The organism is Agromyces sp. NPDC004153, from assembly GCF_053603635.1.
Map to the genome: position 1 here is coordinate 91,127 of NZ_JBSGFY010000002.1, position 13,867 is coordinate 104,993.

At 71.4% G+C, this 13,867-nt stretch carries 12 protein-coding genes; 11 read left to right on the plus strand and 1 reads right to left on the minus strand.

The genetic code is table 11. From position 1 onward, the window contains the following. Positions 1 to 22: 22 nt before the first annotated feature. Complete coding sequence (locus ACWEOH_RS14440; protein ID WP_452032140.1) at positions 23 to 1,135, minus strand: polyprenyl synthetase family protein; 1,113 nt, start codon at positions 1,133 to 1,135, stop codon at positions 23 to 25. A 74-nt stretch (positions 1,136 to 1,209) separates the two neighbouring features. On the opposite strand from ACWEOH_RS14440, the gene ACWEOH_RS14445 reads away from it, so the two are divergent. From ACWEOH_RS14445 to ACWEOH_RS14495, 11 genes are all read left to right on the plus strand, one after another. Then, a complete protein-coding gene (locus ACWEOH_RS14445) occupies positions 1,210 to 1,596 on the plus strand; it encodes a DUF3040 domain-containing protein (RefSeq protein ID WP_452032142.1) in 387 nt (128 codons plus the stop codon). A gap of 322 nt (positions 1,597 to 1,918) precedes the next feature. After that, positions 1,919 to 2,350: a division/cell wall cluster transcriptional repressor MraZ gene (gene mraZ, locus ACWEOH_RS14450; protein ID WP_148735185.1), complete on the plus strand. Its 432-nt coding sequence runs from the start codon at positions 1,919 to 1,921 to the stop codon at positions 2,348 to 2,350. A gap of 99 nt (positions 2,351 to 2,449) precedes the next feature. Then, a complete protein-coding gene (gene rsmH, locus ACWEOH_RS14455) occupies positions 2,450 to 3,403 on the plus strand; it encodes a 16S rRNA (cytosine(1402)-N(4))-methyltransferase RsmH (protein WP_452032144.1) in 954 nt (317 codons plus the stop codon). After that, the gene (locus ACWEOH_RS14460; protein ID WP_452032146.1) at positions 3,400 to 3,975 is read left to right on the plus strand and encodes a hypothetical protein; all 576 of its coding nucleotides are present in this window, start codon (positions 3,400 to 3,402) and stop codon (positions 3,973 to 3,975) included. The genes rsmH and ACWEOH_RS14460 overlap by 4 nt, the downstream gene beginning before the upstream one ends. 20 nt (positions 3,976 to 3,995) lie before the next feature. Continuing rightward, the gene (locus ACWEOH_RS14465) at positions 3,996 to 5,789 is read left to right on the plus strand and encodes a peptidoglycan D,D-transpeptidase FtsI family protein (protein WP_452032148.1); all 1,794 of its coding nucleotides are present in this window, start codon (positions 3,996 to 3,998) and stop codon (positions 5,787 to 5,789) included. 13 nt (positions 5,790 to 5,802) lie between these two features. After that, positions 5,803 to 7,350, plus strand: coding sequence for a Mur ligase family protein (locus tag ACWEOH_RS14470; protein ID WP_452032150.1), 1,548 nt, complete (start codon positions 5,803 to 5,805; stop codon positions 7,348 to 7,350). Beyond that, the gene (locus tag ACWEOH_RS14475) at positions 7,347 to 8,759 is read left to right on the plus strand and encodes a UDP-N-acetylmuramoyl-tripeptide--D-alanyl-D-alanine ligase (RefSeq protein ID WP_452032152.1); all 1,413 of its coding nucleotides are present in this window, start codon (positions 7,347 to 7,349) and stop codon (positions 8,757 to 8,759) included. The genes ACWEOH_RS14470 and ACWEOH_RS14475 overlap by 4 nt, the downstream gene beginning before the upstream one ends. A gap of 58 nt (positions 8,760 to 8,817) precedes the next feature. Beyond that, entirely contained in the window at positions 8,818 to 9,915 is a 1,098-nt protein-coding gene (gene mraY / locus ACWEOH_RS14480) for a phospho-N-acetylmuramoyl-pentapeptide-transferase (protein WP_452032154.1), read from the plus strand. Further along, the gene (gene murD / locus ACWEOH_RS14485) at positions 9,900 to 11,456 is read left to right on the plus strand and encodes a UDP-N-acetylmuramoyl-L-alanine--D-glutamate ligase (RefSeq protein WP_452032156.1); all 1,557 of its coding nucleotides are present in this window, start codon (positions 9,900 to 9,902) and stop codon (positions 11,454 to 11,456) included. The genes mraY and murD overlap by 16 nt, the downstream gene beginning before the upstream one ends. Beyond that, complete coding sequence (gene ftsW, locus ACWEOH_RS14490; protein ID WP_452032158.1) at positions 11,416 to 12,669, plus strand: putative lipid II flippase FtsW; 1,254 nt, start codon at positions 11,416 to 11,418, stop codon at positions 12,667 to 12,669. The genes murD and ftsW overlap by 41 nt, the downstream gene beginning before the upstream one ends. Then, positions 12,666 to 13,766 carry a UDP-N-acetylglucosamine--N-acetylmuramyl-(pentapeptide) pyrophosphoryl-undecaprenol N-acetylglucosamine transferase gene (locus ACWEOH_RS14495; protein ID WP_452032160.1) on the plus strand — a complete coding sequence of 367 codons (1,101 nt, stop codon included), beginning with the start codon at positions 12,666 to 12,668 and terminating at the stop codon, positions 13,764 to 13,766. Before ftsW ends, ACWEOH_RS14495 begins: the two co-directional genes overlap by 4 nt. The last annotated feature ends 101 nt before the right edge of the window (positions 13,767 to 13,867 follow it).

Sequence of the window (13,867 nt, forward strand, 5' to 3'; positions counted from 1 at the left end):
AGCACCGGGTGGGGCGGCCGCCTCAGCTCGCCCGGCGCGTCACGGCCTTCGCGAGCGAGCCGAGCTCGGCGCGTGCGTCGCGGCTGAGCGGAGCGTCCTCGAGGACCGCGGTGGCGCGGGCCAGGTTGTCGGCGATCATCGCCTCGACCTCCTCGACGGCACCGCAGTCGGCGATCGTGCGCTGCAGCATCCGCACCTGGTCGGCGCCGAGGTCGGGGTCGCCGAGGAGCTCGTCGAGGAGCCGGCGCTGCCCGGTCGAGAGCCGCTCCCGGGCGATCGCGACGAGCATGGTGCGCTTTCCCTCGCGCAGGTCGTCGCCGCTCGGCTTGCCGGTGACCTCGGGGTCGCCGAAGACGCCCAGCAGGTCGTCGCGCAGCTGGTAGGCGATGCCGAGCGGCAGCCCGAACCCGCGCAGCGCCGCGAGCTGCGCGGCGGACGCCCCCGCCAGCGCACCGCCGATGACGAGGGGCGACTCGATCGAGTACTTCGCCGACTTGTAGACGATCACGCGCTCGGCCCGGGTGCGTTGCTCGGCCTCGGGCTGCACGAGCCAGGCACGCTCCTCGAGGATGTCGAGGTACTGCCCCGACGTCACCTCCGTGCGCATGCGCATGAACTCGGCGCGGGCGACGCGGGCCGCCCGGCGGTCGGCCACGGCGTCGAGGCCCTCGTCGAGCAGCTCGTCGCTCCAGCCCAGGAGGAGGTCGCCGAGGAGGATCGCGGAGGCGCGCCCGAACTCGGCCGAACCGCCTGCCCACCCCGAGTCGGCGTGCAGCGACTCGAAGAGGCGGTGCGCAGAGGGCGCTCCGCGGCGGGTGTCGGAGTTGTCGATGATGTCGTCGTGCACGAGCGCCGCCGCGTGGAACAGCTCGAGCGCCGAGGCGGCGGAGACGACGGGGTAGTGGTCGCGCCCGCCGTCGGACTCGAACGGGTCGAACCCGCGCCCCGCGACCGACTCCCAGCCCCAGTAGCAGAACAGGGCCCGGAAGCGCTTGCCGCCGCTGAGAAAGCGCCTTGAGAACGCGTCGAGCGGGTCGAGGTCGGGGCTGATGGAGCGGAGAATGGAAGAGCGTTCAGCGAGGAAGTCCTCGATGCGCGCATGCACCAGATCGACCAGCCGGGAACCACGAGCCACCCGCCTAGCCTAGCGAGGCGGCGCGGCGCTAGAATGAGCTCGGATGCGTCGATCCCGAGCCTGAGGGGAATGAGATGCCGCTTTCAGAGCAGGAGCAACGTCTTCTCGAGGAGATGGAGCGCAACCTCTACCGCAACGACGCGGATTTCGTGCACGCGGTGGGTGGCGTTCGGGGTCGTCGGCCCAACTATCGTTCGATCGTGCTCGGCGTCCTGCTCGCGGTCGCGGGCATCGGCGCCCTCATCGCCGGCGTCGCGCTCCAGCTGCTGATCGTCGGCGTCATCGGCTTCGCGCTCATGTTCGGCGGCGTGCTCCTGGCCATCACCCCCGGCAAGCGCGGCGCGACCGCGCCGGCTCCGGCCGAGCCCGCGGCGGGCTCGCCGAAGGGCAAGCGCTCGGGCGGCGGTTTCATGGACCGGCTGAACGACCGCTGGGACCGTCGGCAGGACGGCCGCGACTAGCCGCCCTCCACTTCCCACCACCACGACGGGTCGATCCTCGGATCGGCCCGTTTTTCGTGCCCTGAGCAACGTCAGGATGCCCCGCTCAGCCCTGTCGGGCCCCTGAACGCCGTCCTGAACGGCCCGATTCCTCCCGAGGGGCGCCATTTCGCCTTGGATGGAGCGAAATCCCTCCACTCCGCTCCACGGGTCGATTCCCTTGGATTCACAGGGATCTCACACCGTAGCGAGCCCGGAAACGAGCGAATGTCGTTGATCCGTGGATGGGAGTGGAGTAAAGTGGGGCCACCTGGATCCTGGCCGGAGGAAAGGGGGTGGCGTGATGTTCCTCGGGACCTACGAACCGAAGCTCGATGAGAAGGGTCGCGTCATTCTTCCGGCGAAGTTCCGGGAGGAGCTCTCGACCGGCCTCGTGCTCACACGCGGGCAGGAGCGCTGCATCTACGTGTTCAGCGCACGCGAGTTCGAGCAGATGAGCGACAAGATCCGCCAGGCCCCCGTGACGAGCAAGCAGGCGCGCGACTACATGCGCGTCTTCCTCTCGGGGGCATCCGCGGAGACCCCCGACAAGCAGCATCGGGTCACCATCCCCGCCACGCTCCGCAGCTATGCGGGGCTCGACCGAGACCTCGCGGTCATCGGCGCCGGCAGCCGGGTGGAGATCTGGGATGCCGAGGCATGGCAGACATACCTCGCCGAGCAGGAGGCGGCCTTCGCGGAGACGGCGGAGGAGGTGATCCCCGGGCTGTTCTAGTCCCGGATTGCGACTCCCAGCCGTGCGCGCCTGGTGCACTTCCCCGCATCAGGACGAACGGATGGGGATCGGAGTCCGGGAACCCGTCCCGAAGGAATCATGGACATCGAACGCATCCACACCCCCGTCATGCTCGAGCGCACCGTCGAGCTGCTCGCACCCGCGATCCAGCAGGAGGGCGCGGTGCTCGTCGATGCCACGCTCGGCATGGGCGGCCACAGCCGCGCGTTCCTCGAGCGCTTCCCGAAGCTCACGGTCATCGGCCTCGACCGCGACACCGACGCCCTCGGCATCGCACGCGAGCGGCTCGCCGCGTTCGGCGACCGCGCCCGGTTCGTGCACACGGTCTACGACGGCATCGCGGAGGCGATCCGGTCGGAGGGCTTCGACGAGGTGCATGGCGTGCTCTTCGACCTCGGCGTCTCGTCGCTGCAGCTCGATCGCGCCGAGCGCGGGTTCGCCTACGCGAAGGATGCCCCGCTCGACATGCGCATGGACTCAACACGCGGCCGCACTGCCGCCGACGTGATCGCCGAGTCGAGCGAGCAGGAGCTGCGCCGGATCTTCCAGGAGTACGGCGAGGAGCGGCTCGCGCAGCGGTACGCCCGCGCGATCGTCCGGGCGCGGGCCGAGGAGCCCATCACCCGCTCGGGGCAGCTCGTCGCGATCCTGACGGATGCCACGCCCGTCGCCGTGCAGCGGCAGGGCCACCCGGCCAAGCGCGTCTTCCAGGCGCTGCGCATCGAGGTGAACGAGGAGCTGTCGGTGCTCCAGCGTGCGATGCCGGCGGCGCTCGACTCGATCGCCGTCGGCGGCCGGATCGTCGTGCTGGCGTACCAGTCGCTCGAGGACCGCATCGTGAAGCGCGTGCTCCAGGCGGCGTCGACCTCCTCGGCTCCTCCCGGGCTGCCCATGGAGCTGCCCGAGCACAAGCCGCAGTTCCGCCTCCTCGTCCGGGGCGCGGAGCTGGCGAGCGAATCCGAGCAGGCGGAGAACCCGCGTGCGAAGCCGGTGCGCCTGCGCGCCGCGGAACGAGTGAGGAGGCCGTCGTGACCGCACTGCCGGCCCAGTCCGCCCCCGCACCCCGGAGGAACCCCACCCCGAAGCCCGAGCGACGCCTGCGCCCGGCGCCCGAACCTGGTCGCCGCGCGAAGCCGCGGCTCGCCTACGCCGTGATCGCGCTCGGCGGGGTCGCGGTCATCGTCGTCGCCCAGCTCCTGCTCTCGATCGCCGTCGCACAGGGCGCCTACGAGATCGACGCCTACCAGGTACAGCAGGCGGAGCTCGCGCGCGAGCAGCAGAAGCTCACCGAGGACCTCGACCGCGTGGAGTCGCCCCAGTACCTCGCGAGCAACGCCGAGGCGCTCGGCATGGTGCCCAACGCCGACCCGGTGTACCTGCGGCTGTCGGACGGTGCGGTGCTCGGCCAGCCGACGCCCGCGACCGGCGGCGCCGCGGCATCCGCCCCGCTCGTGCCCAATGCGCTCATCGACGGCGTGCCGCTCGTGACCGAGCAGCAGCAGGGGCAGACTCCGAACGGGGGAGCCTCGGGGGAGGCGCCGGCGACCGCCGCCGACGCCCCGCCGCCGCCCGCCGAAGGCCTCCCGACGCCCGCCACGCACTGATCGCCCGAGGAAAGGCTCGAATGAACGGCACCAGCCGCCACCCGATGCGCCGGATCCTCCTCGCCGCGGTCGTGCTGGTCGCGCTCGTCGGCGTGTTCGTCGTGCGGCTCGTCGACCTCCAGGTCGTGCGCGCGGCCGAGCTCAGCGAGGAGGCCGAGGGCCGGCGCTCGACGTCGGTCACGGTGTACGGCTCGCGCGGCGACATCGTCGACCGGAACGGCATCGTGCTGGCCGACACCGTGATGCGGTACGACATCGCGGTGTCGCCCAAGAACGCGAACGCCGGCCCCATCACGCGTGAGGAGCCCGATCCGCAGGATCCGTCGAAGACCGTGCCGGTCGAGGTGCCGCTCGAGCAGTCCGCTGCCGAGCTCGGGGCGGTCATCGGCCTCACCGGCGAGCAGGTGCAGCAGGTCATCGCCGACTCGCTCGCCGAGAACGCGAACTCGGACTTCGCCTACGTGGCCAAGCTCGTCGACACCGAGACGTACGAGCGCGTGAAGGAGCTCGACATCCCCTGGGTCGTGCCGTGGGAGCACCCGAGCCGCTATTACCCGAACGGCGCGGTCGGAGGCAACCTGCTCGGCTTCGTCGACCCCGACGGCAACGCCGTGGCTGGCCTCGAGTACTCGGAGGACGAGTGCCTCGCCGGGCAGGACGGGGAATACAGCTACCTGCACAGCCTCGAGGACTGGGTGCAGATCCCGGGCACCGAGGTCGTGGACGAGCAGGCCCACGACGGCGGAACGCTGAAGCTGACCATCGACTCCGACCTGCAGTGGATGGTGCAGCGGATCGCGGAGGCGCAGGTGCAGGCCGTCGGTGCCGACTGGGCCACGGTGACCGTCATGGAGGCGAAGACCGGCCGGCTGCTCGCCGTCGCCGACGTCCCGACGGTCGACCCGAACGCGCCGTCGGCCACGGACTCCGGGAACCGCGGCTCTCGTGCGTTCACCGCGCCGTTCGAGCCCGGATCGACGTTCAAGGCGCTCACCGCGGCATCCGTCATCGACGCCGGCAAGGCCGACCCGGTCAGCCAGATCATCGCGCCCTACCGCTACCTCCCGCCGAACGGCGCGAACGTCAACGACAGCGGATTCCACGGCGACGAGCGACTCACGCTCACGGGCGTGCTCATCGAGTCGTCGAACACCGGCATGTCGCAGTTCGGCGAGCGGCTGAGCGACCAGGAGCGCTACGACGACATGCTCGCGTTCGGCCTGGGGGAGCGCACGGAGGTCGGGTTCCCCGGCGAGGAGCCCGGCGACCTGCACGGCGGGCCCGAGGGCTGGGACAACCAGACCAAGTACGCGACCATGTTCGGGCAGGGGCTCACGACCACGGCCGTGCAGATCGCGAGCGTCTACCAGACCATCGCCAACGGCGGCGTGCGGATGCCGGTGCGGCTCGTCGACGGATGCGGCGACGAGACCCCGGAGCAGTCGTCGGGCACGCCCGTGATCTCGGCGTCGGCGGCGCAGCAGACGAGCGCGATCCTCGAGCGCGTGTACCTCGAGGGCTGGCTCGCCGACAAGTGGGAGATCCCGGGCTACCGGGTCGCCGCGAAGACCGGCACGGCGCAGGTCCCCGACGGGAACGGCGGCTACCTGAGCGGCTACCTCGTGTCGGTCTCGGGGTTCGCGCCGGCCGACGATCCGCAGTTCGTCGTTTCGGTGAGCATCATGAATCCCGTTAAGATGAACTCGTCCGCCGCATCCGCTCCCGTCTTCCAACAGGTGATGAGCCAGGTGCTGAAGAAGTATCGGACCGTTCCATCCGGCGCCGCGGCGCCCGAGCTGCCAGCCACCTGGTGAGAAAGTTGGGTTCGTGACCGGATCGCCTCCAACGGCCCTCCGGCCGCAGCATCCGAGCCCTCGATCGCTGCACGGCCTCGCCGAGACGTTCGACCTCGACGTGCGCGGCGACATCGACGACCTCGAGGTCACCGGCGTGGTGCTCAACTCCGCGGCCGTCCGCCCCGGCGACCTGTACGTCGGGGTGCCCGGCCGCAACGCCCACGGCGCCTCGTTCGCCGCTGCCGCCCGCGACGGCGGCGCCGTCGCCGTGCTCACCGACCCGGCGGGCGCCGAGCTCGCGGTCGAGTCGGGACTGCCGATCCTCGTCACCCCCGACGCCCGCGCCGCGCTCGGCGAGGTGGCCGCGTGGATCCACCGCACCGCCGACAACCCGGCCACGCTCTTCGCCGTGACCGGCACGAACGGCAAGACCAGCGTCGTGTACCTGCTCTACGGCATCCTGCGCCAGCTCGGCGTGGTGGCCGGGCTCACGTCCACGGCCGAGCGCCGCATCGGCGACGAGGCGGTCACGAGCTCGCTGACGACCCCCGAGGCGAGCGAGCTGCACGCCCTGCTCGCGCGCATGCAGGAGGTCGACGTGCGCGCCGTCGGCATCGAGGTCTCCGCGCAGGCGCTGTCGCGCCACCGCGTCGACGGGCTCGTGTTCGACGTCGTCGGCTTCACGAACCTCAGCCACGACCACCTCGACGACTACGCGTCGATGGACCTGTACTTCGAGGCGAAGCGCGAGCTATTCCAGCCCGAGCGCTCGCGCCGGGGCGTCGTCACGATCGACTCCGAGTGGGGTCGCCGCCTCGTCGCCGAGTCGCGCATCCCGGTCACGACGCTCTCGACGAACCCCGAGGTCGACGCCGACTGGCGCCTCACGGTGCTCGAGGAGACCGCGACGCACACGTCGTTCGTGCTCGAGGGGCAGGGCGGTCGGCGACTCGAAACCCGCGTGCCGCTGCTCGGCTGGTACATGGCGGCGAACGCCGCCCTCGCGATCGTGATGCTCGTCGAGGCCGGGTGGGACCTCGAGCAGGTCGCGCACGTGCTCGAGCGCGACGGCGGCATCGACGCGTACATCCCCGGGCGCGCCGAGCGCATCTCGGGGGAGCGCGGTCCGATCGTCTACATCGACTACGGGCACAGCCCCGACGCGTTCCTGCAGACGCTCGGCGCCATCCGCCGGTTCACGACCGGCCGCGTCATCATGGTGTTCGGCGCCGACGGCGACCGCGACACCACGAAGCGCGCCGAGATGGGCGCCATCGCCGCGCGCGGCGCCGACGTGGTGGTCGTCACCGACTTCCATCCGCGATGGGAGGATCCGGCCGCCATCCGCGCCACGCTCATCGCCGGCGCCCGCGAGGCCGTGCCCGACCGCGAGATCCACGAGATCGCCGACCCGCGGGCGGCCTTCCGGGCCGCGGTCGCACTGGCCGGCGAGGGCGACGCGATCCTCTACGCCGGACCGGGCCATGAGGACTACCACGAGGTGAAGGGCGTGAAGATCCCGTACTCAGCCAGAGACGACGCGAAGCAGGCACTGCGCGAGGCGGGCTGGGACGCATGATCGCCCTGACCCTGGCCGAGATCGCCTCGGCGGTCGACGGCACGCTGCACCTCGAGGGCACGGATGCCACGGCCGACACGGTCGTCGACGGCGCCGTGACCACCGACTCCCGCGAGGTCGGCGCCGGCGACGTGTTCTTCGCCAAGCGCGGCGAGTTCGACGACGGACACCGGTTCGCGCCGGCCGCCGTCGAGCAGGGTGCGGCGCTGCTCGTCGTCGAGCGCGCCCTCGAGCTCCCGGTGCCGCAGGTCATCGTGGCCGACTCGGTCGACGCGCTCGGCGCGCTCGCGACCGAGGTCGTGCGACGGGTGCGGGCGCGCGGACGACTGCGGATCGTCGGCGTCACCGGCTCGAACGGCAAGACCACGACGAAGAACCTGCTCCGCGAGATCCTCACGGCGCAGGGCGACACCGTCGCCTCGCGCAAGTCGTTCAACAACGAGGTGGGCGGCCCGATCACCGCGCTCGAGCTCACCGACGACACCGAGTTCCTCGTCGCCGAGATGGGCGCGTCGGCCGTCGGCGAGATCGCGCGGCTCGTGCGGATGGCGCACCCCGACATCGGCATCGTGCTGAAGGTCGGCCTCGCGCACGCCGGTGAGTTCGGCGGCATCGAGCAGACCGTGCGGGCGAAGTCCGAGATGGTGACTGAGCTCACGGCCGACGAGGTCGCGGTGCTCAACGCCGACGACCCCCGGGTCGCCTCGATGGCCGGCGTCACCGCCGCGCGCGTCGTGTGGTTCGGGCTGGGTGAGCGCGCCGACGTGCGGGCGACCGAGCTCGTCGTGCACGCGCGCGGCACCGAGTTCACGGTCACGGCGCCCGGCGGGGCATCCGCTCGCGTGCGCTTCGGCGTGCTCGGCGAGCACCACGTGATGAACGCGCTCGCGGCCACCGCCGCCGCGCTCGAGCTCGGCGTGCCGCTGCCGGCGATCGTCGAGGCGCTCGAGTCGGTCACGCTGGCCGAGCGCTGGCGCATGGAGGTCATGGGCGGCCGCGACGACGTCACGATCATCAACGACGCCTACAACGCGAGCCCCGACTCGATGGCGGCCGCGCTCAAGACGCTGGCGCAGGTGCAGGAGCCGGGCACGCGCACCATCGCGGTGCTCGGCGAGATGAGCGAGCTCGGCGAGTTCTCGGGCGAGGAGCACGACCGCATCGGCCTGCTCGCCGTGCGGCTCGGCATCTCGCAGCTCGTCGTGGTGGGCGCGGGCGCGCGGCGCCTGCACATCACGGCCATCAACGAGGGATCGTGGGACGGCGAGTCCGCCTACGTCGAGAGCGCCGACGAGGCGTTCGACCTCGTGACCTCGATCGCCCGGCCGGGCGACACCGTGCTGGTGAAATCGTCGAACGCGGCGGGTCTCCGCCTCCTCGGCGACCGACTGGGAGAATGGTTCGCATGAGCGGCGGGGCAGCACTGATGATCCGCCAGCTCGGCGACCGAACGGGAGATTCGTTCGCATGAGAGCACTGCTGACCGCCGGGGCGTTGTCGCTCGCCTTCACGCTGTTCCTCACGCCGCTGTTCATCCGGCTGTTCACGCGCATCGGGTGGGGCCAGTTCATCCGCGACGACGGGCCGAAGAGCCACCACGTCAAGCGCGGCACGCCCACGATGGGCGGCATCATCTTCATCCTGGGCAGCCTGTTCGGGTACTTCGGCGCGACGTTCCTCGTGAGCGGCGAGCCGCCGACCGCGTCGGCGATGCTCATCCTGTTCATGATGGTCGGACTCGGCATCGTCGGGTTCATCGACGACTTCCTGAAGACGCGCAAGAAGCAGAGCCTCGGCCTGGGCGGCTGGGCGAAGATCCTCGGCCAGGTCGTGGTGGCCACGGCGTTCGCGCTGCTCGCGCTGCAGTTCCCGAACGAGCACGCGGTCACGCCGGCGAACACGAGCATCTCGTTCATCCGCGACCTGCCGCTCGACTTCATGGTGTTCGGCACGATCGTCGGCGTGATCCTCTACGTCATCTGGATCTGCCTCCTCACGGTCGCCGCGTCGAACGGCGTGAACGTCACCGACGGCCTCGACGGCCTGGCGGGCGGCGCGTCGATCCTCGCCATCGGCTCGTTCGTCATCATCGGCTTCTGGCAGTTCAACCAGTCGTGCTTCAGCGAGAACCTCAACCCGAGCGACGCGTACCGCTGCTACGAGGTGCGCGATCCGCTCGACATCGCGATCGTGGCCACCGCGATCGTCGGCGGCCTCATCGGCTTCCTCTGGTGGAACACCAACCCGGCGCACATCTACATGGGCGATACCGGCTCGCTCGCGCTCGGCGGCGCCCTGGCGGCGCTCGCGATCGTCAGCCACACCGAGCTGCTCCTGCTCCTCATCGGCGGCCTGTTCGTCATCGAGACCGGTTCGGTCATCGTGCAGCGCGCGTACTTCAAGCTCTCGGGCGGCAAGCGCGTGTTCCTCATGAGTCCCATCCACCATCACTTCGAGCTCAAGGGCTGGGCCGAGGTCACGATCGTCGTGCGGTTCTGGATCATCGCCGGCCTGTTCGTGGCGGCCGGCGTCGGCAGCTTCTATTTCGAATGGCTGCAGAGTTGACCGACTCGGATGCCGCGGGCGTCGCCGCCCGGCTCGAGACGCTCACGAGCTGGAACGCCGACTGGCGGGGCCTGCGCGTCGCCGTACTCGGGCTCGGCGTCACCGGGTTCGCGGTCGCGGACACGCTGACCGAGCTCGGCGCCGAGGTGCTGGTGCTCGCGCCCGCCGTCGACGACGACCGCGCCCGGATCCTCGAGGTCATCGGGGCGCGGCTGGTGCGGCATCCGCTCGACGCGGTGCCCGAGGAGCTCGTCGCGTTCGCGCCCGAGCTCGTCGTCGCATCGCCCGGCTTCCACCCCGACCACCCCGTGCTCGAGTGGGCGTCGGCGAACGGCCTCGCGGTGTGGGGCGACATCGAGCTCGCCTGGCGCGTGCGCGACAAGGTGAACGCCGCCGAGTGGATCCTCGTGACCGGCACGAACGGCAAGACCACGACCGTGCAGCTCACCGCGACCTTCCTCGCGGCCAACGGCCTCCGCGCGGCGCCGTGCGGCAACATCGGCGTTCCCGTGCTCGACGCCGTCCGCGACCCGGGCGGATTCGACGTGCTCGTGGTCGAGCTGTCGAGCTACCAGCTGCACCATCTCCAGAAGACCGGGCCCGGGGCGCTGCATCCGTGGGCGAGCGTCTGCCTCAACATCGCCGACGACCACCTCGACTGGCATGGGTCGGCCGAGGCGTACCGGGCGGCGAAGGCCATGGTCTACGAGAACACGAAGGTCGCGTGCGTGTACAACCGCGCCGACGAGGCGACCATGCACATGGTCGAGGAGGCCGACGTCGAGGAGGGAGCCCGCGCCATCGGGTTCGGCCTCGACGTGCCGGGGCCGAGCGACTTCGGCGTCGTCGAGGGCATCCTCTGCGACCGCGCGTTCCTCGATGAGCGGCGCACCGCCGCGCTCGAGATCGTCACCGTCGGCGAGCTCGAGCCGCGGGGGCTCTCGGCGCCGCACGTCGTGCAGAACATCCTCGCCGCGTCCGCGCTGGCGCGTTCCTACGGCGTGCCCGTGGGCGTCATCCACGACGCGCTCGGCGAGTTCCGGCTCGACGCGCACCGCATCGAGACGGTCGCGGTGGCCGGCGGCATCCGCTGGATCGACGACTCGAAGGCCACCAACCCGCACGCGGCAGAGGCGTCGCTGCGCGCGTTCGGCCGCGTCGTCTGGATCGTGGGCGGCCTGCTGAAGGGCGTCGACGCGGACGCGCTCGTCGCCGCGCACGCGAGCCGCCTTCGCGCCGCGATCGTGATCGGCGTCGACCGGGCCGCGCTCGTCGCGGCGTTCCGGCGACACGCGCCCGAGCTGCCCCTCTTCGAGGTGGTCACCGACGACACTGAGACGGTGATGCCCGAGGCGGTCGCACTGGCCGCCGCCGTGGCGGAGGACGGGGACACGGTGCTCCTCGCTCCCGCTGCGGCGTCCATGGATCAGTTCGCCGACTACGCCGACCGAGGCCGGCGCTTCCACGAGGCGGTCAGGGCGAGGCTGGGAGGTGAGGCGGATGGCGACTCCGCCCCGCACGGCCCGACCTCCGAAGGCTGAGGCCGCGGGCGTCTCCGCCGCCCGCATCCGGCTCGGACGCGTCTTCCGGGTCGAGTCGAAGGACTACTTCCTGCTGCTCGGCACGACGATCTTCCTCGTGGTGTTCGGCCTCGTGATGGTGCTGTCCTCGTCGTCGGTCGAGTCGAACCTCGAGGACGGCGGGTTCTTCGTGCAGGCCCAGCGGCAGGGCCTGTATGCGCTGTTCGGCGTGCCGATCATGCTCATCGCGAGCCGGATGCCCGAACGCGCGTGGATGGTGGCCGCCTGGCCGCTGCTGCTCGTGTCGTGCGCGCTGCAGCTGCTCGTCGTCGCGACGCCGCTCGGCATCACGGTCGGCGGCAACACGAACTGGCTCGCCATCGGCGGGGTGCAGTTCCAGCCGTCCGAGCTCATCAAGGTCGCGCTCGTGATCTGGCTGGGCCTCATCGTCACGAAGAAGCAGGGGCTGCTCGACGACTTCGGCCGGGGCATCCTGCCGATCCTCCTCGTCGGCGGCACCGCGATCGGGCTCGTGCTCATCGGCGGCGACCTCGGCACCGTCATGATCATGGGCGCGATGCTCATCGGGGCGCTCTTCCTCATCGGCGTGCGCCTGCGGCTCCTGCTGCCCGTCGTGCTCCTCGGCGCCACGGTCTTCGTGATCGTGGCCGTGTCGAGCGACAGCCGGATGCGTCGGATCACCGCGTTCCTGCAGGAGAACTGCACGCAGTTCGACAACGACGACTGCTGGCAGATCCAGCACGGCCGGTTCGCGCTCGCGAACGGCGGCGTGTTCGGCGTCGGGCTCGGCAATTCGACGGCGAAGTGGTCGTGGCTGCCCGCGGCCGACAACGACTTCATCTTCGCGATCATCGGCGAGGAGCTCGGGCTCATCGGCGCGGTCGTGGTGATCGGCCTGTTCGTGCTGCTCGCGATCGCGTTCGCACGCGTGCTGCGTGCGGCCCGCACTCCGTTCGCCAAGGCGGTCACCGCGGCCGTCCTCGTGTGGGTGGTCGGCCAGGCCTGTGTCAATATCGGTGTCGTGCTCGGAGTCTTCCCCGTCCTCGGCGTCCCCCTTCCACTCGTCTCGGCAGGCGGCACCGCCCTGCTCACGACGCTCTTCGCGATCGGCGTGGTGCTCTCGGTCGCGCGCGACCCCGAGGCATCCGTGCGTGCCGCCGCTCGTGCGCAGGCCCGCGCCGGGGCCCGATCGGCCGGACGGCCGGCGCGATGACCACGTACCTGCTGGCCGGCGGAGGGACCGCCGGCCACGTGAACCCGCTGCTCGCCGTCGCCGACCGGCTCCGCGAGCGGAACCCCGACGACGAGGTGCTCGTGCTCGGCACCGCCGAGGGCCTCGAGTCCCGGCTCGTGCCCCAGCGCGGCTACGAGCTGCTCACGATCGCGAAGGTCCCGTTCCCGCGTCGCCCGAACCGCGCGGCCGTCGCGTTCCCGTCGCGGTTCCGCCGGTCGATCGACGACGTTCGGTCGATCATCGAGGAGCGCGGCGTCGACGTCGTCGTCGGCTTCGGCGGCTACGTCGCGACGCCCGCCTACCTCGCCGCGCGCAACGCGCACGTGCCCGTCGCGATCCACGAGGCGAATGCGAAGCCCGGGCTCGCGAACCGGCTCGGGTCGCGCTGGGCCGCGGGCGTCGGGGTGGCGTTCGGCGGCACGCCACTGAAGCACGCCGAGGTCGTCGGCATGCCGCTCCGCCGCGAGATCGAGGTGCTCGACCGCGCCGGACTCCGCGAGGAGGCCGCACGGCTCTACCGGCTCGACCCGGCTCGCCCGGTCCTGCTCGCCACGGGCGGTTCGCTCGGAGCGCGGCGCATCAACCGCACCATGGTGGCGAGCGCGGCGGCGCTGGTCGCCACCGGATGGCAGGTGCTGCACATCACGGGCGCCTCGTCCGACGTCGAGGACCCCGGCCTGCCCGGCTACCGCATGGTCGAGTACGCCGACCGCATGGACCTCGCCCTCGCCCTGGCCGGCTTCGCCGTTTCGCGCGCGGGCGCCGCGACCGTGAGCGAGCTCGCCGCGCTCGGCATCCCGGCGGTGTACGTGCCGTACCCGGTCGGCAACGGCGAGCAGCGGTTCAACGCCGCCGATGTCGTCGGCGCGGGCGGCGGCATCCTCGTCGACGACGCCGACTTCACGTCCGAGTGGGTCGCGGCCGAGCTCGTGCCCCTGCTCGGCGATCGGACGCGCGTCGACGCCATGGCCGCCGCCGCGGCATCCGTCGGCCACCTCGACGGCACCGACCGCATGGTGGCGCTCGTCGACGCGGCGCTCGGCGGGGGTGCCGGCGACTCGGCCGGCAGCGCGTAACGTGGAGTGAGCGGATGCCGCGGCATCCGCCGCCCGCCGACCGGCACGCATCGAACGCACCGCACGCATCGCTTCGCATCCATCGCCCCGAGGAAGAACCG